The organism is Corynebacterium sp. sy039 (assembly GCF_007904105.1).
GTDB lineage: Bacteria > Actinomycetota > Actinomycetes > Mycobacteriales > Mycobacteriaceae > Corynebacterium.
The window spans coordinates 40574-56879 of record NZ_CP042325.1; the positions used below are offsets into that span (position 1 = coordinate 40574).

A 16306-nucleotide genomic window follows, 5' to 3' on the forward strand; every position below is an offset into this window, starting at 1 on the left:
TGTTTAACCCTGCTCCCTTTGTACTGCTTCGATAACGGCACGACCAATAGGCGCTGCCACTGAACCACCTGTTGCTGCTTGACCACGATCACCACCATTTTTCACCACAACCGCAACCGCAACATCAGCGTCTTTCGACGGTCCAAAAGCGATATACCATGCGTGTGGATTAGAATTGCGCGAATCTTCACCATGCTCTGCAGTACCTGTTTTAGAAGCAATATCGGCACCAGTATAACCGCTGGTATGACGCTCTGATGCTTGCATGAGCTGAGTTAAGGTAGCGGCAACCTCAGGTTTTATTGCTTGGTTGAGTTCCTTTGGTTTTGTTTGCATCGTGGTGGATAAATCATTGCCGAGGATTCGGGACACGAGGTGCGGTTCCATGCGCTTACCACCATTAGCAATTGTTGCGGCAATCACAGCATTTTCGAGTACGCTCATTGCCACATCACGTTGCCCAATTGCCGATTGTGCCAGTTCAGCATCATAATTTATTTCACCTGTTGTGCCCGCTGCCATAGGGATACCGAGGTCATAAACATCGTGGATACCAAATGCAGCAGCCATATCCTGCAAGGGCTTAATGCCGGTGCCGATTGCCATCTCCACAAAGGCAGTGTTGCACGAGTATTGGAATGCTGTTTCTACGGTCACGCTATTAGCTCCTGCACAGCTTTGTCCACCATAATTTTCCAAGGTAGCGGTACTATTAGGCAGGGTAATTTGGTTTGCGCCAGTCACTGTGGAACCAGGGGCGTATGTTCCAGCAGTTAATGCCGCAGCAGTAGTAATGACCTTAAACGTAGAACCTGGTGGCAGAGTCTCTTGCGTGGCATGATTGAGCAAAGGACTACCAGGTGCATTATTGAGCTGCTCCCATGCACTTTCTGCGGTGTCGTCGTTAGAGATCGCAGCTGGGTCAAAAGTAGGAGTTGATGCCATTGCAAGAATCTCACCTGTGGAAGGGCGAATCGCAACCACGGCACCATCATAACCAGCATTAGCTAACTGACTATAGGCAACTTCTTGCACCGCAGGCATAAGGGTCAGCTCCACATTGCCGACGGTTTTTTCGTCGTTAAGCAATTGTTTCCACCACTGGCTTGCTGGTTTTTCTTTACCATTGAGGATGTTATTGTAGCTTTGCTCAATGCCAGACAGACCATAAGTATCTGAGATATAGCCTTGAATAGGTCCGTAGGAGATGGAGCCCTCAGGGAATTGGCGCTGATAAAACCCATTCTCATCTTTAACGGATTCAGCAAGAATATGGCCACCAGCGGAAATCTGGCCTCGTGGGCTTTTCTTCTGCTCAATAAACTCACGTCGATTCAGCGGATTATGCGCATATTTTTCTTCACTAAATACCTGAACAACTGTGAGGTTAATGAGCAAAATCAAGGTAAGTAATAACGCGAAGATGGAGCTAAAACGGATAGCGCGATTCATTTTTTCACCTCCACTGCCGAGTTGGTACGAGCTGAGTGAGAAATGCGCAACACAATTCCGAGCAGAATATAGTTCGCCATCAGACTAGAACCACCCTGAGACATAAAAGGCGTGGTCAAACCAGTCATAGGCATGAGTGCACTAATGCCACCAGTAACCACAAAAATCTGGATCGCAATGGTCACAGTCAACCCTGCGGAGACTAATTTGCCAAAGGAATCGCGTACCAGCAGAGAAGTATGAATTCCGCTGGTCACGAAGATGGCAAATAAAATCAAAATGCCGGCTATGCCCACTAGACCTAGTTCTTCGCCAAAGGCTGCCAAAATAAAATCTGATTCCACAATGGGAATAATCTGTGGGTGCCCTTGTCCCAGACCGGTGCCAAATAAACCACCAGTAGACATTCCGAATAGTGACTGAGATAGCTGCATACCTGTGGAGTCGTAGTTGGCAATGGGATCTAAGAAATTACTAAAGCGATTCTGTATCTTCTCTGAAATCTGATACAGCGCAGTACCGCCCACAGCAACCAAAATTACCCCGATGAGCAGCCAAGAAACTCGATTGGTGGCAAAATATACCATGCCGAGCACAGTGCTAAAGAGCAGTAATGCTGGACCAAAGTCATTTTCGCCAGCCATAATCACCAGAGCAATCGCCCATACGCCAAGGATTGGCGCGAGGTCACGCAGGCGAGGAAATTCTAATCCGAGCACATGATAACCAGCTACGCTAAAAAGCGCTCTCTTATTGACCAGCAGTTGGGCAAAGAAAAGCAAGAGCAGGATTTTAGAAAACTCACCTGGTTGGAGTGAAAAAGAGCCGACGGTGATCCAGATTTTTGCGTCGGAAGTGGTATCGGAAGATACTGGCCATACTAGGGGCAATGCTAGGAGAATCAACCCGATGAAGCCCAGCACAAAGGAATATCGACTAAGGCTGCGATGATCTTTGATGAGCACGAGAACAGCGATCATCAGGGCAATTGATACCAGGGTCCACATCACTTGTCTGCTGACTAAAGTGCGCTCTGTTGCCAGGTCAAGGCGATAAATCATGACTAGCCCCAGGCCGTTGAGTGTGGCTGCCACCGGTAACATGACTTGATCTGCCCTGGGCGCAAGCGCGCATAACGCAAGGTGCGCCACGGTGAAGATACCGATAAAGCCGCCGATTACCCAGGCAATTTCTGCGTTAACAGTATTGCCTTGGGAAAGAGTAAGCGATACCAAAGCCACGGCAATGACTATGGTTGCCATAATCAATAGCCCAAACTCGGTGCGCCGTGCTGTGAGGCGGGAGAAGAAGCCCACTTATTTCGCCTCCCGACAATTCTTCCCAGGTGATGACAAAGAACCAACCGGAGTAGGTGTCGTTGTCTTGTGCTTATCGACGTCCGGTATAGCCGTAGTTGCGCTAGTTGGTGCAGTGCTTGCAGATGGTGGTACTGCACCAGGGGTAGATGTTTGTGCAGGTTGATGTGCACGTACTACGCATATCGGCAGGAGTTGCTCAACCAAGCGTTGCAATTGCTGCTGCACATCGTCGTAGTTGCCAGCAGGCAAACTTGCTACTTGGGTGCGGGCAGTCTCTCGAAGATCATCAAGCCTGAAACTACGACAATTCTTATTGGAATCAGCTTCAGTGAGGGTGAGATTATCATTTTCATCAAGACACGTCTTCTGATAAGTCGAATGAAGATTGCGCCCGAATAGGGTGATATCTGAGCCACGCTCAATGACTATTTCCTGTGAGTCACCACGAGTAGTGATGTAGTAGGTGTTATTCAAGGAACGATAAAACCATGCGGCAGCACCAGCAATGATTAACACGAGGGTAAAGGCGATAAGCGTAATCCACCATGCCTTAGCGCTCTTCTTCTTTGCCTTTGCCGGTTTGTCTGATTTTCCTGTGGCCTCGGCTGCTTGGTGTGCCTGCTCAGCTGGTTGTGCTGGCGGAATCACCATCGGCTGTGCAGGGGTAGTGCCCTGAGGAGTAGAAACCGAAGGGGTAGCGTCAGCAGTGCTCTGGTTGGTTGCAGGAGTTGGTGGGTGGTGTTCTTCATGGGCAGGGCTGGCACTAGAATCGGCTTGAGGTTGAGAAAGCGCAATTGCGGCACGACCAGCTGCGGTATCTGGACGCAATTGGGGGGCGGTTTCTGCGTCGAGTGCTCCGGCGACAACACCTTCTGTGGGTAGATCAATAGTGGTTTTCTCGTCTACCACATCTGCTACGACCACTGTCACGTTATCTGGTCCGCCTGAGCGTAACGCTAACTCAATGAGTTTTTCTGCTGCCTCTTGAGGCGTGCCAGTGCATAAGGTCTGCTCAATCGTGGTGGCAGTAACAGGGTCGGAAAGCCCATCAGAGCACAGCAAAATGCGATCTCCGCTGCGGGCATCCACTATGCTCAATGTTGGTTCTACTGGCATACCTGTGTATGCCTTAAAGATCAGGGAGCGATTAGGGTGGGTAGATACATCCTCAGGGTTTAATTCGCCTTTGGCGACGAGTGATTGCACGTAGGTGTCGTCGACAGTTAGTTGGGTGAGTCTACTGCCACGCAGACGGTATCCGCGGGAATCGCCGGCATGGCACAAACCAAATTCGCGTCCATTAAATAAGAAAGTGGTAAGGGTGGTGCCCATGCCGTCGGTTTCAGGCTGCTTTTCTATGGTCGCTGCGATAGATTGATTAGCTTCGTCGGCGACTGTGCCAAGCAGCGCGAGCATATCATTTTCGCCTGGGTCGCTATCGAGACGCATGAGATGCGTAATCATGAGCTGTGAGGCTATTTCTCCTGCGGCGTGACCGCCCATGCCGTCGGCAAGTGCGAGAAGATAAGGACCTGCATAGGCAGAGTCCTCATTATTGCCGCGGACAAGCCCACGGTCTGAGGCAATGGCAAAATTAAGTTTCAGCATTTAAGGAACCAGCCTCACTACAGTGCGTCCAATTTTAATATCCACGCCGACTCCCACTTTCTCTGGTTGCTCGATGCGGTATCCAGAGACAAAGGTGCCGTTGCGAGAATCAAGATCTTCGATGAACCATTCATTACCGCGTCGTATCAGTTTTGCGTGACGTGAGGATGCGTAGTCATCGCCGATGGTGAATGTGCATTCAGCTGCACGTCCAATGGTGATTTCATTGCTGGCGCTAATATCTAGACGTGCGCCGAGCAGCGGACCTTCGACAACAGTTAAGCTGCGTGGGGTACCAGAGGTTATGCGTGACTTTGCTGGCGCTGGTACAGCGCTCGCACCTGCGGAAAATGCACTATTTCCACTGTTGGCGATAATTTTTGTGTCTTTGCGCAACGCCCCCAGTGCCATGAGGATAAAAAGCCATAGGACAACCAGTAAACCAATGCGTAGCCCTAGCAGAATAACTGAATCCATTGTTTTATCCTTACTCTCCTAGGCAGACCTGTTAATGCGCACTTCGATATTGGAGCGACCAACAGTAATAACATCGCCGTCGGCAAGCAACCAGTTATCAATGGGGGTTTCATTGACGGTGGTGCCATTGGTTGATTGCAAATCAACAAGGATGGCGTCGCGCCCATTCCATGTGATTTCGGCGTGTTTGCGTGATACCCCGGTATCTGGCAGGCGGAAGTCTGCGTCATTGCTGCGTCCGATGATATTGGAACCAGAATGAACATGGTATGTCCTGGAGGAACCATCTTGGAGTAATAAACTTACCGACGGCGTCCGCTCGGCTGGTGCTGCTTGAGCCGTGACGCCACCAAAGTTGTGTCCTGGTGTCGGTGGGCTTAGCGGTGCTTGTGAAGGAATGTGTTCAGTAGATGGCCACTGGCGTTGCTGTTGATCTGCCACGTCGAATTGCCTTTCTGCTTCCTGGATACCTGGGTCATGCGGGTTGGCACTGTGATCGAGGTAGTAGTTGTGTGTAGGGTCGTATGTTTCTATTCCAACAAAACGGGAATTGCCGTCCGATGTGGGGTCAATATCGGAATGGGCTTTGAGCTGACCAGTCCGGAGGGAAGAATCAACTTCGATAAGGACTGTGATAATGCCTGAGGTGACCCACCCTTGATTGCGTTCGTAGCGGGTGAGTTGATCGGCAAAATCTAAGGGAAGGTCTGGATGGTTTTCGCTTAGATTAGCTGCGTCTTTTTTGCTTACCCCGACTCGAAAAAAATTAGGTGCTTCGATGGTGCCTTCATACGTGTGCAAGAGGTTATCTTGGACTTCTTGTTTGAGTAATTCCTCAATTTCAGCTGGTACGACGCGCCCGCCAAAGACCAGAGCGAAGCTGTTGTCTAAGCCGCGCTGCATGGCGCTGTCAATCTTTGCGATTTTGTCCATGAATGACACCTTGACACCTCCTTTGAGTCTTAGCACCTTACTATTACTTAACTGTTACTTACCCAGGCATATCTTAAAAGACATACTTGTGCCCCCCTAGTATAAAGGGTTATCCAAAAAAACTAGAGTCCAGTGACGCTTTTTCGACGCAGTTCTATGCGTTTTTGGTGCCAGCAATCGGGTGAAGAATGTGGTTGTTTATCCCGCAATGGGGCGTTGACCAGTAGTTTTAGCGTTGTCTGGTTTTGGTGGTGCTCAGTGGTGTGGTTCTTCGCTGTGACGAGGAGATTTTATGATGTTGTTATTTTCTTCATATAGCGAAAATGGGCGAAATGGAAAAGTTCATGGAAAAGTTCTTGCAAAACTGCCAGAAATTTTAGGCTGGTTTAGTATGCTCAACTTGAACCCTAACCATTGTGATATGTGATACAGGAAGTGGGAATAGTTGTGAGCAATGAGTCTAGTAACTTCGCTAACATTCTGGTGGAAACCCAGGGCAGAGTAGGTATTATCACTCTTAATCGTCCTCAAGCCCTTAATGCTCTCAATCATGAAACGATGCGTGAGGTCGTAAAAGCAGCCCAAGCTCTCGACGTTGACCCCGGCATTGGAGCCATTATTCTTACCGGTTCTGAAAAGGCCTTTGCTGCTGGTGCTGACATTAAAGAAATGGCGGATAAGAGCGCTACTGATATGTATATGCAGGATTGGTTTGCTGGTTGGGATGCTTTTACTGCGCTGCGTACTCCTATTATTGCGGCGGTTAATGGTTATGCTCTCGGTGGTGGTTGTGAATTGGCTATGATGTGCGATTTCATTATTGCTGGTGAGAAGGCAAAGTTTGGGCAGCCAGAGGTTAATTTAGGTGTTACTCCTGGCATGGGTGGTTCGCAGCGTTTGACTCGTGCTATTGGTAAGGCAAAGGCTATGCAGATGTGTCTGACGGGGCGCATGATGGGTGCGCAAGAGGCGGAATGTGCTGGTTTGGTTGCGCAAGTTGTTGCCCCAGAGCAGTTGCTGGATGTGGCGCTGGAGACTGCTCAGGTCATTGCTGAAAAATCTTTGGTTGCAACTACTCTTATTAAGGAGCAGGTTAATGCTGCTTATGAGACTTTCTTGGCTGCCGGTGTGCAGTATGAGCGTCGCACTTTCCATGCCATTTTTGCTTCCGACGATCAAAAAGAGGGTATGAGTGCCTTTGTGGAAAAGCGTGCGCCGCAATTCCGCCACGCATAAATGTGCTGTTAGTGGCAATAATGGCAGGGGTGATGAGTAGCGTCGCCCCTGCTGTGTTTTTCTTGGGGTGGGCGTCGAGAAGCAAGAGAAAGTCATGACACTATAGGGGGTAAATGTTGTTCACATCTCTATTTTTCTAGAAATGTGTCTTAAGTCTCGTTTATTCTGTGCTCTAAGTAATCCCATCTCGTAATCCCACCCCAAGGAGGACACAATGAGTGCAGATACTCACGAACATGACGGATATACCGTCTACCACTACGTCGATGGCGCAACTTTTCACGGAACCACGGAAAACTTCCAAGCAATCCTCAACCCATCCACAGGAAAAGAACAAGGCAGAGTCGTCCTAGCAGATAAAAAAGATGTGGACAGTGTGATTGCTCGTGCTGCACAAGCACAAAAAATCTGGGGCAGCTTCAACCCACAAAAACGAATCCGCGTCATCATGAAGTGGATCAACCTCATCACCGAGCATATCGACGAAATTGCGCGCACCCTTTCGCTCGAGCACGGCAAAACATTCCCAGACGCTAAAGGAGATGTGCAGCGCGGCCTTGATGTCCTCGAATTCTCCCTTGGCGCACCACACCAACTCAAAGGCGAATACTCCAGCGAAGTAGGAACCGGAATTGACACCTACTCCCTACGCCAACCACTAGGCGTTGTCGCAGGTATCACCCCATTTAATTTCCCAGCCATGATTCCACTCTGGAAAGCAGGACCAGCACTAGCGTGTGGTAATGCCTTTGTACTCAAACCATCAGAGCGCGATCCCTCAGTGCCAAATCGCCTTGCAGAACTCTTTATCGAAGCAGGCGGACCCGCTGGTGTGCTCAATGTGGTTCATGGTGGCAAAGAAGCCGTAGATGCCATCCTTGATTCCGACGTCGTCAAAGCCGTTGGCTTTGTAGGCTCTACCCCTATCGCTGCCTATATTTATGAGCGGTGTGCTGCCACCGGCAAGCGTGCGCAGTGTTTCGGCGGTGCAAAGAATCACGCAATTGTGCTACCAGATGCTGATATCGACGCCGCTGCCGACGCTATCGTAGGCGCAGCCTATGGTTCCGCTGGTGAGCGTTGTATGGCACTATCGGTAGCCGTTCCAGTGGGTGAAGAAACCGCAGAAAAACTCCGTGCAGCGATTGTCGAAAAAATCCCGAGCCTAAAAGTTGGGCACAGTCTCGACCCAGAAGCTGACTATGGTCCATTGGTGACCAAAGAGGCAAAGCAGCGCGTCGAAAAGCTCATTGCTGAAGGTGTCGCAGCCGGAGCTGAACTGGTAGTAGATGGGCGTGAACTCGATATGTCCGAACATGACTTTGCTGGGGAATCTATTGCTGATGGTTTCTATGCCGGACCAAGTTTCTTCGACCACACCACACCAGAAATGAGCATTTATACCGAAGAAATTTTTGGTCCAGTGCTGGTTATGGTGCGCGCAAAGAGCATTGAAGAAGCAACCGCACTGCCGACGGAACATCGTTATGGCAATGGTGTCGCAATTTTCACCCGCAATGGTGGGGCAGCACGTGAGTTCGTCAAGAATGTGCAAGTGGGTATGGTCGGCGTTAATGTTCCTATCCCAGTGCCTATCGCATATCACACCTTTGGCGGTTGGAAAGCCTCTGGATTTGGTGACCTCAACCAGCATGGTCCCGACGCATTCCGGTTCTACACCAAGACAAAGACCGTTACCTCGCGCTGGCCAGAAGATGAGGAAGCCGGCCCGCAATTTACCATGCCGCTGATGAACTGATGAGCTGACGAGCTGTGGAATACAGAGCGATACAGAGCTAGAGAGAGGGAATATGACGATGAGTACAACAACTATTGCCTTTATCGGACTAGGCAATATGGGTGGTCCTATGGCTGCTAACCTGGTCAAAGCTGGCATGACAGTGCATGGCTTTGACGTAGTAGATCAAGCGCGCACTCGCGCCCAGGAACGTGGCATTATTATTTTCGACAGTGCTATCGACGCTGCCCGTGGGGCAGAAATAGTCATTACCATGCTGCCCAATGGTACCCTTGCGCGCCAAGTAATCACTGATATTCTTAGCGACCATGCCCAAAGCACAGCTAGTGATGATGAATTAGCACTCTTTATTGATTCTTCTACTATTGCAGTATCAGAAGCGCGTGAAATAGCAGAGCTAGTGCAACAAGCAGGGTATAACTTTGTGGATGCGCCGGTTTCGGGTGGCGTAACTGGTTCAGAGGCGGGCACCCTGGCTTTCATGGTAGGCGGTAGTGATGCTGCCTTTGCACAAGCTGAACCTATTTGCGCAATCATGGGTCGTTGCGTTACCCATTGTGGCGAAGTCGGCAATGGTCAGGCAGTAAAAGCGTGCAACAATATGATTCTGGCAGTGCACCAAATTGTGCTTGCAGAAGCATTGGTTCTGGGAGAGCGACTCGGGTTGGCGCACCAAGCATTTTTTGATGTGGTGTCTAATGCTACGGGTGATTCCTGGGCACTATCAGTCAATGCGCCGGTGCCAGATGTAGTGCCGAGTTCCCCAGCAAATAACGAGTTCAAGCCTGGTTTTGCTACAGCATTGATGGTGAAAGACCTCAAACTCGCTATGGCAGCTGCGACAGAAACTGGCACTGATACTGTGTTAGGGAAAATCGCTGCCGAACAATATGAGCAGTTTATGGCAGCTGATGAGGATAACTCCCGACGAGATTTCTCGGCAATTATTGAGCAGGTGCGTGCCATAACACAATGATGTTGTGGATGCCTATGGGTGACCGTCGAGAAGCTCTTGTAGGTTGTGACCATAGTAATCGAGGAGCGACGCTTGACTGAATTGTTGGAAATCAATATCGCCAAAGCGTCGCATAATGGATAATCCTATGAGCAGTGCCAATGCCCCTTGAGCACGTAATTCAGGTGCAGGCTGGGGGTATGGTGCTTCTTGCGCAATGCGTTTGTGGAGCACACACATCAGATCTGTTTTGATTCTTTGCCCAATGGCATCAAGACTGGTGTCATTTCCACTGGCTACGGCGATCATACGTGCCATGGAATAAGGGGCATTGATTGGGGCAGTGAGTGTTTCTTTTACTGCAGTAGTGCCTAGCTGGGAAAACTCACCACAAAAAAGTGCCTGTGCAGATGAGGTGAAGTCTACTGTTTGGGCAAAAAGTTCCTCTTTGCTGTGGAAATGCTTAATGATAAGTGCAACGCTGACGTGAGCCAATTGCGATATTTCCCTCAAGGAAACCTGACCATAGGGTTTTTGCGCAAAAAGTTTCCGAGAACACGCCAAAATCCGCTGGCGGGCAGTGCCATCGTGCGCAGTGCCATCATGCCCAGTGCCATCGTGCGGCGAAGAAATGTCACTCATAGCACCTAAGTGTATCCTGCACAGTCATTCTGAAATACACATTTCACATAATCTCTTATCTCTTATCTCTGCAAAGTGAGACAAATATGGTCATTGCATTTATTGGTGTGTTGCTATCGCTAATACTCTTAGTGACATTGGCATATCGTGGTCATTCAGTTATTGTGGTCGCGCCATTGGCAGCAGCATTAGCTTTGCTCTTTTCAGGTCAGCCATTATTGGCCAGCTATACTCAGATTTTCATGCCAGCTCTTGGCGGTTTCGTCACAAAGTATTTTCCACTGTTTTTATTCGGGGCGATCTTTGGTCATCTTATGACTACCACTGGTTTGGCTCAGTATCTTGCTCGCGGAATTACTGCCTTATTGGGTACTAAGCGTGCAATTTTCTCCACTGTGTTAGCGTCCGCGCTCCTTACCTATGGTGGTGTTTCTGCGTGGGTGGTGGCGTTTACGATTGTGCCGATAGCTACGGCGCTTTTTCAAGAGACAGGTATCCCTATTCGACTTATGCCTGCGGCTATTGCACTTGGTAGCTTTACTTTTGGTATTGCGGCATTGCCAGGTACTCCGCAGATTCATAATGCAATCCCTACCACGTATTTTGGCACCAATACCTATGCTGCTCCGGTGTTAGGTTTGGTTGCTTCTGCTCTGATGCTGGTTTTGGGTTTATTCTGGTTGGAGTTTCGCGTTAAGCAATTACATTCGCGTGGTGAGTTTTTTGTGCCTCTCGACGCTCAGGGCAAGGCTATTGCGCTCCCACATATTTCGGATGATTCCACTCCCGACGCACCTGCGACGACTTCCGGTGACGCGTCGGAAGCAGAAGAACCATCGGTGAGGATGCAGGGTGTGTTGGGTCTTATTCCCATTGCCGTCGTGGTGCTGGTGAATTTCTCCTTTGTGTATGGTTTTTCTCGGTGGCTTGATACTGATTATCTGGGGCAGGAGAAATTTGGCAATACGTCGATAGAGGCATTGTTGGGTATTTGGTCGCCAACTATTTCGCTGCTGGCTGCCATTGTGGTCATCATTGTGATGTTCCCCAAGAAATCTGCCGAGACGTTATCGCAATGTACGCAAGGGGCAAAGAATGCGGTTGTCCCTTGTTTGACTACTGCCAGTGAGGTAGGTTTTGGTGCTGTTATCGCTTCTCTTGCTGTTTTTGCTTTGATTAAGGGCAATATGCTTGATCTGAGTGACAATGCGCTTATTGTAGGTGTTATTTCTACGGCAGTTATCTCTGGTATCACTGGTTCGTCGTCGGGTGGTTTGAGCATTACCATGCAAACTTTGGGGGAGCAGTTGGCACAGTTGGCGCATGAGCAGGGGATAAGCATGGAGCTTATGCATAGGGTTATTGCTATGGCGTCGGTGAGTTTTGATTCATTGCCGCATAATGGTGCGGTGTTGACCTTGCTCATTGTATGCGGAATGACACACCGATTGTCGTATAAGGACATTGCGGTGTGTACGATTGCGATTCCGATTGTTGGGTTAGGCGCTATTGTGGCGCTTGGCGCACTGCTGTAGCCAGGTGGTTTTAGCAGTGCTTGAGGCTAGCTCGATTAGTGAGGGCAGTAGAGCATTAGTACAAGAACTTGTGCAGCACCATGTCATAGCCGCGGACGGTAAGCTCTAGATCTTCAAGGTAGAGGTGTTCGTCGTGGGAATGGAGCTGCGCATAGGTTTCGCCTAGGCTGCGCTGTTGGGCATGGACAGCGAAGCCATATCCGATGCCGCCTAGGTTTCGAGCAAAGCGCAGGTCGGAACCACCGGCTGCAATGGTAGGCACGACTGTTGCACCTGGGAATATCTCGAGCAGTGTTTCTTCTAAGACATGGTAGAGTTTGGTATCCGTTGGCGAGGTCATGGCAGGTTCAGAGATGAGGTGTTCGATATGCACTTCGTCGGCAAGTTCTCCTAGTGCCTTGGTGATAAGGCTGTCGACATAATCATCATCTTGACCTGGCAAAGTGCGAATATCCAGCTCTATCCACGCGTGGCTGGGCAAGACGTTAATGGCTTGACCTGCGCGAATTACTGTTTGGGCGATGGTGAGGTGGCTAATGGCATCACCAAAGGCAGCCAGTTCTGCCAGAGGGCTTAGGTCAGTGCCGGAGCGCACGAGTTCTTCGGTTTTGGTATCGAAGCGGAAGGCGTCGACAAAGCCATGCCATTCTGGACTATTAGAGATCTCAGGTTTTATGGCTGCTATGCGTTTGGCAACTTCGGCGATTTTCGCCACGGCACTGTCTCGTCCGTAGGGGGTGGAGCCATGTCCTGCGTCACCATGAACGTGGAGTCGTCGTTGTGCAGCGCCTTTTTCGCCTACGTAGAGCACAACAGAGTCGTGTCCATCTGCGCCGGGAATATGGGAGCCGCCGGTTTCTGACAAGCAGTTTTCCCAGCTAAAAGCGGTGGGTTCATGTTCGGAAATCCAGCGTGCGCCTAATGCGCCGCGTGATTCTTCATCGGCAACCCCCACAAAGGTCACCGTGCCCTTATTGCCACCTTTGCGGGCAATGTTTCTCGTTGCCGTCGCCATCGCTGCGGTGATAAAGAGCATATCGACGCTGCCCCTGCCATAGATTTTTCCGTCTTCTATATGGGCGTCGAAAGGCGGTTTAGTCCACTGTGCTTCATCAATAGGCACGACGTCGATATGGCCGAGTAGGGTCAGTGGTTGCGCCTGTGGATCACTGCCGGGTACTGTGACCGCAATGCTGGTTCTGCCAGGCGCAGGCTCGAATTTTTGGATCTGGACGTTTTCGCCAGCGAAGAATTTTTCCAGAGTGGCGGCATTGCGTATTTCTTGCCCAGAACCGGGCGTGTAGTCATTGACGCATTGATTGCGAATGAGCTCGGATAGTAGTGCTAAGGCTTCGTCGTAGAGTGTCATGTTCTTATTGTAATGCTATTTGGGGGTGGTGATGGGGGAAATTCTTTCCACCAATCCATGAACACTGTTCAGTGATTCTGATTAAACTTCTTGAACAGTGATCAATTATCGGAAGGACTAGCCCATGAACGACATTCTCACCCGCGCCCGCACCAAGGTCTTAGACCAAGGAATTGGGCTTAACAAGGCAGAAGTTCTTGAAGTATTGCAGCTCGACGACGAGCACATCCCAGCATTGCTGGAACTTGCACATGAAGTAAGACTGAAATGGTGTGGCGAAGAAGTAGAGGTAGAAGGCATTATCTCCCTGAAAACCGGAGGGTGCCCCGAAGATTGCCACTTCTGCTCACAATCAGGATTGTTCCAATCCCCTGTGCGTTCTGCCTGGCTCGACATCCAAGGACTTGTGGAAGCGGCAAAACAAACCCAAAAATCTGGTGCCACAGAGTTCTGCATTGTCGCAGCAGTTAAAGGACCAGATGAGCGCTTGATGAGCCAGCTAGAAGAAGCAGTGGCCGCCATTAAAAATGAAGTAGAAATCGAAGTAGCTGCCTCAGTAGGGATCCTGACCCAAGAACAAGTCGATCGCCTCAAAGCAGCAGGCGTGCACCGCTATAACCACAATCTAGAAACTGCGCGTTCCTTTTTCCCGAATGTTGTCACCACGCACAGCTGGGAATCACGCAGAGAAACCCTACGCATGGTGGGCGAAGCAGGAATGGAAGTATGCTCAGGCGGTATCTTAGGCATGGGGGAGACACTCGAGCAACGTGCTGAATTTGCCTGTGACCTCGCAGAACTCAACCCAACAGAGGTGCCAATGAATTTCCTTGACCCGCGCCCAGGCACTCCTTTTGCAGATAAAGAAGTCATGGAGACGAGCGACGCTTTGCGCGCCATTGGTGCTTTCCGCTTGGCACTACCGAAAACAATTTTGCGTTTTGCCGGTGGTCGAGAGCTAACTCTTGGCGATTTAGGCACTGAGCAGGGTCTTTTGGGAGGAATCAATGCGGTGATTGTGGGCAATTATCTCACGACGCTTGGTCGTCCAATGGAACAGGATTTAGATATGCTTGGCAAACTGCGTTTGCCGATTAAAGCACTCAACTCGAGCGTATAGTGCGTATAGCGCCTAAGAATAGCGCCTCGGAACAGGGACGGGAACAGGAATCAGGAAATTGCTATGAATCCTCAGCAATCTCAAGAATTACTAAGTGCATTATTAGCCGGTGAGCCTGCTATTTTTCACCCTAACACTGGGCAGAAAATAGCAGAAGAAACCGATATTCAGCTTTCGCCTTCTGCGCGGGCGGGGTTGGAAGCGCCGCGTTTTTGTCAATTATGCGGGCGCAGAATGGTGGTGCAAATTCGCCCTACAGGCTGGCAAGCTCAGTGTTCACGTCACGGTAGCGTCGATAGTGTCTATTTTGAGCAACGTTGAACTTGTGATTATGTCTCGGTAGAGTGGCGGCTGGTAAGAGAATTGTGAGTAAACAATAATAATTGAGGTGTTTTCGTGCGTTCGCGGAAAATGTTAGCGATCCTAACTGCTGCCATCATGGCAGGTGGATTACTTAGTGCTTGCAGTTCACAGGATGGTGCTGGCGCTAATAATTCCAGCTATGAATTAAGTTCCTCGCAGGTCAAGGCGAGTGCCTGGCAAAGTTTTTTCGATGGCGATGCTGATGGGGCTAAGGCGATCGTCGCAACGCAAGAGCGTGTGTGGGATGGGGCGCGCAAGGCTGTGGAGCAAGGTGCTGCATTATTTATTGATGAGGTTCCTGAGGGCGCAAAGGATATTGATGTTGCAGAGCAGCTCGACGGTGCTGCGGAAGAAACCGCACCTGAAAAGGGCATAAACGCTGCCATTGCGGCGTTAGAGCCGAAAAACCCCAAGTATCGCGATTTAACGGTGGTGGTTACGGAAAATACTGCTCCTGAGCAGGTCGCTACGGCGCGTGCTGCTGGCGCTGAGATTGAGGTTTTGCCGGTGGCCGACCCGCGGGCAAGTCATGCGGTGATGACCGGTAAGAAAGTGGTTGCTCTCGGGGATGAGTTTGGCGACCAGAGCCATTTCGACGAATTACTCAGCATTGCGGGTAAGGAAGAATTGCCTGGCGGCGGCGGTTTAGTATTCCCTGGTCGTCGTATGGTGGCGCTTTATGGTCATCCTTCTGGTCCGGCTCTTGGTGCAATGGGGGAGCAACCACCTGCGGAGGCCGTGGCGCGGGTGCAGGAATTGGCTGCGCAGTATCAGCCTTTGGAAGACCAGCCTGTGATTCCTGCATTTGAGGTTATTGCTACTGTTGCTTCTGGTTCCGCGGGAGCGGATGGTAATTATTCCAATGAGTCTGATGTGGCGGAATTGCGTCCGTATATTGAGGCGATTGGTCAGGCAGGTGGTTATGCGGTGATTGATTTGCAGCCTGGTACTGGGAATTTCCTTCAGCAGGCAAAGCTGTATGAGGAGCTTCTGAGATTGCCTTATGTTGGTTTGGCGCTTGACCCGGAGTGGAAACTTAATCCTGGTGAGAAGCCGTTGTCGCGGGTGGGTAGCGCTACTGCTGAGGAGATTAACGAGGTAAGCGAGTGGTTGGCGCAGTTTGTGCGCGAGAATGAGCTACCGCAAAAGGCTTTTGTGCTGCATCAATTCCAGGTGGCGATGATTGAGGATCGTGAGAATCTCGACACTGCCCACCCTGAGTTGGCTTTTGTGTTGCACGCTGATGGGCATGGGGATCCTGGGCAAAAGTTTGATACGTGGAATGTGTTACGCCAAGATTTGAGCCCTGATTTCTTCATGGCGTGGAAGAACTTTTATGACGAGGACACTCCAACCTTTAGTCCGGAGCAAACATACACTGAGGTTGACCCGCGTCCGTGGTTTGTTTCCTATCAATAAGATAATTGTGCTTTTCGACGCTCATGCTCTGTGCATGGGCGTTTTTTGTTATAGGGGTGCTGTAGTGGGTGCGTGAGCACTCTCTCGGCTGGACATTTTCATGGGGGGGGGGGGCTACT

General features: G+C 50.2%; 14 protein-coding genes. 7 read left to right on the forward strand and 7 right to left on the reverse strand.

What is annotated here, in order from left to right; genetic code table 11:
• Positions 1-3 precede the first annotated feature (3 nt).
• From FQV43_RS00200 to FQV43_RS00220, 5 genes are read right to left on the reverse strand one after another with little or no spacing between them, the layout of a single operon-like run.
• Complete coding sequence (locus FQV43_RS00200) at positions 4-1452, reverse strand: penicillin-binding transpeptidase domain-containing protein (protein WP_146338036.1); 1449 nt, start codon at positions 1450-1452, stop codon at positions 4-6.
• Positions 1449-2768: an FtsW/RodA/SpoVE family cell cycle protein gene (locus FQV43_RS00205; RefSeq protein ID WP_144273581.1), complete on the reverse strand. Its 1320-nt coding sequence runs from the start codon at positions 2766-2768 to the stop codon at positions 1449-1451. The genes FQV43_RS00200 and FQV43_RS00205 overlap by 4 nt, the downstream gene beginning before the upstream one ends.
• On the reverse strand, positions 2769-4379 hold the full coding sequence (locus tag FQV43_RS00210) for a PP2C family serine/threonine-protein phosphatase (RefSeq protein ID WP_146338038.1): 1611 nt from the start codon (positions 4377-4379) through the stop codon (positions 2769-2771).
• Entirely contained in the window at positions 4380-4856 is a 477-nt protein-coding gene (locus FQV43_RS00215) for an FHA domain-containing protein (protein WP_144273583.1), read from the reverse strand. It lies immediately after the preceding gene.
• Between the two features lie 18 nt (positions 4857-4874).
• On the reverse strand, positions 4875-5798 hold the full coding sequence (locus FQV43_RS00220; RefSeq protein WP_146338040.1) for a DUF3662 and FHA domain-containing protein: 924 nt from the start codon (positions 5796-5798) through the stop codon (positions 4875-4877).
• A 438-nt stretch (positions 5799-6236) separates the two neighbouring features.
• Between FQV43_RS00220 and FQV43_RS00225 the strand changes: the two genes are divergently transcribed.
• From FQV43_RS00225 to mmsB, 3 genes are all read left to right on the forward strand, one after another.
• Entirely contained in the window at positions 6237-7025 is a 789-nt protein-coding gene (locus FQV43_RS00225) for an enoyl-CoA hydratase (RefSeq protein WP_185967171.1), read from the forward strand.
• Positions 7026-7239: 214 nt separating this feature from the next.
• Complete coding sequence (locus FQV43_RS00230; protein WP_146338042.1) at positions 7240-8784, forward strand: CoA-acylating methylmalonate-semialdehyde dehydrogenase; 1545 nt, start codon at positions 7240-7242, stop codon at positions 8782-8784.
• Positions 8785-8842: 58 nt separating this feature from the next.
• On the forward strand, positions 8843-9760 hold the full coding sequence (gene mmsB / locus FQV43_RS00235; protein WP_146338044.1) for a 3-hydroxyisobutyrate dehydrogenase: 918 nt from the start codon (positions 8843-8845) through the stop codon (positions 9758-9760).
• Positions 9761-9772: 12 nt separating this feature from the next.
• On the opposite strand, the gene FQV43_RS00240 is transcribed toward mmsB, so the two are convergent.
• Positions 9773-10381 carry a TetR/AcrR family transcriptional regulator gene (locus FQV43_RS00240; protein ID WP_146338046.1) on the reverse strand — a complete coding sequence of 203 codons (609 nt, stop codon included), beginning with the start codon at positions 10379-10381 and terminating at the stop codon, positions 9773-9775.
• Positions 10382-10467: 86 nt separating this feature from the next.
• On the opposite strand from FQV43_RS00240, the gene FQV43_RS00245 reads away from it, so the two are divergent.
• Positions 10468-11916, forward strand: coding sequence for a GntP family permease (locus FQV43_RS00245; protein ID WP_146338048.1), 1449 nt, complete (start codon positions 10468-10470; stop codon positions 11914-11916).
• A 55-nt stretch (positions 11917-11971) separates the two neighbouring features.
• On the opposite strand, the gene FQV43_RS00250 is transcribed toward FQV43_RS00245, so the two are convergent.
• Complete coding sequence (locus tag FQV43_RS00250) at positions 11972-13285, reverse strand: M20/M25/M40 family metallo-hydrolase (RefSeq protein ID WP_146338050.1); 1314 nt, start codon at positions 13283-13285, stop codon at positions 11972-11974.
• A 124-nt stretch (positions 13286-13409) separates the two neighbouring features.
• On the opposite strand from FQV43_RS00250, the gene bioB reads away from it, so the two are divergent.
• The 3 genes from bioB to FQV43_RS00265 all read left to right on the forward strand — a co-directional run bounded on the left by bioB (position 13410) and on the right by FQV43_RS00265 (position 16187).
• Positions 13410-14405, forward strand: coding sequence for a biotin synthase BioB (gene bioB / locus FQV43_RS00255; RefSeq protein ID WP_144273590.1), 996 nt, complete (start codon positions 13410-13412; stop codon positions 14403-14405).
• A 63-nt stretch (positions 14406-14468) separates the two neighbouring features.
• The gene (locus tag FQV43_RS00260) at positions 14469-14726 is read left to right on the forward strand and encodes a hypothetical protein (protein WP_146338052.1); all 258 of its coding nucleotides are present in this window, start codon (positions 14469-14471) and stop codon (positions 14724-14726) included.
• Between the two features lie 90 nt (positions 14727-14816).
• On the forward strand, positions 14817-16187 hold the full coding sequence (locus tag FQV43_RS00265) for a cell wall-binding repeat-containing protein (RefSeq protein WP_146340308.1): 1371 nt from the start codon (positions 14817-14819) through the stop codon (positions 16185-16187).
• Positions 16188-16306: the final 119 nt, after the last annotated feature.

What these genes read in the sequence shown, in the direction of transcription:
- bioB (WP_144273590.1), top strand. Translation starts at nt 13,410, where the DNA reads ATGAACGACATTCTCACCCGCGCCCGCACCAAGGTCTTAGACCAAGGA.
- FQV43_RS00230 (WP_146338042.1), top strand. Translation starts at nt 7,240, where the DNA reads ATGAGTGCAGATACTCACGAACATGACGGATATACCGTCTACCACTAC.
- FQV43_RS00265 (WP_146340308.1), top strand. Translation starts at nt 14,817, where the DNA reads ATGTTAGCGATCCTAACTGCTGCCATCATGGCAGGTGGATTACTTAGT.
- FQV43_RS00245 (WP_146338048.1), top strand. Translation starts at nt 10,468, where the DNA reads ATGGTCATTGCATTTATTGGTGTGTTGCTATCGCTAATACTCTTAGTG.
- FQV43_RS00250 (WP_146338050.1), bottom strand. Translation starts at nt 13,285, where the DNA reads ATGACACTCTACGACGAAGCCTTAGCACTACTATCCGAGCTCATTCGC.
- mmsB (WP_146338044.1), top strand. Translation starts at nt 8,843, where the DNA reads ATGAGTACAACAACTATTGCCTTTATCGGACTAGGCAATATGGGTGGT.
- FQV43_RS00215 (WP_144273583.1), bottom strand. Translation starts at nt 4,856, where the DNA reads ATGGATTCAGTTATTCTGCTAGGGCTACGCATTGGTTTACTGGTTGTC.
- FQV43_RS00260 (WP_146338052.1), top strand. Translation starts at nt 14,469, where the DNA reads ATGAATCCTCAGCAATCTCAAGAATTACTAAGTGCATTATTAGCCGGT.
- FQV43_RS00240 (WP_146338046.1), bottom strand. Translation starts at nt 10,381, where the DNA reads ATGAGTGACATTTCTTCGCCGCACGATGGCACTGGGCATGATGGCACT.
- FQV43_RS00210 (WP_146338038.1), bottom strand. Translation starts at nt 4,379, where the DNA reads ATGCTGAAACTTAATTTTGCCATTGCCTCAGACCGTGGGCTTGTCCGC.
- FQV43_RS00200 (WP_146338036.1), bottom strand. Translation starts at nt 1,452, where the DNA reads ATGAATCGCGCTATCCGTTTTAGCTCCATCTTCGCGTTATTACTTACC.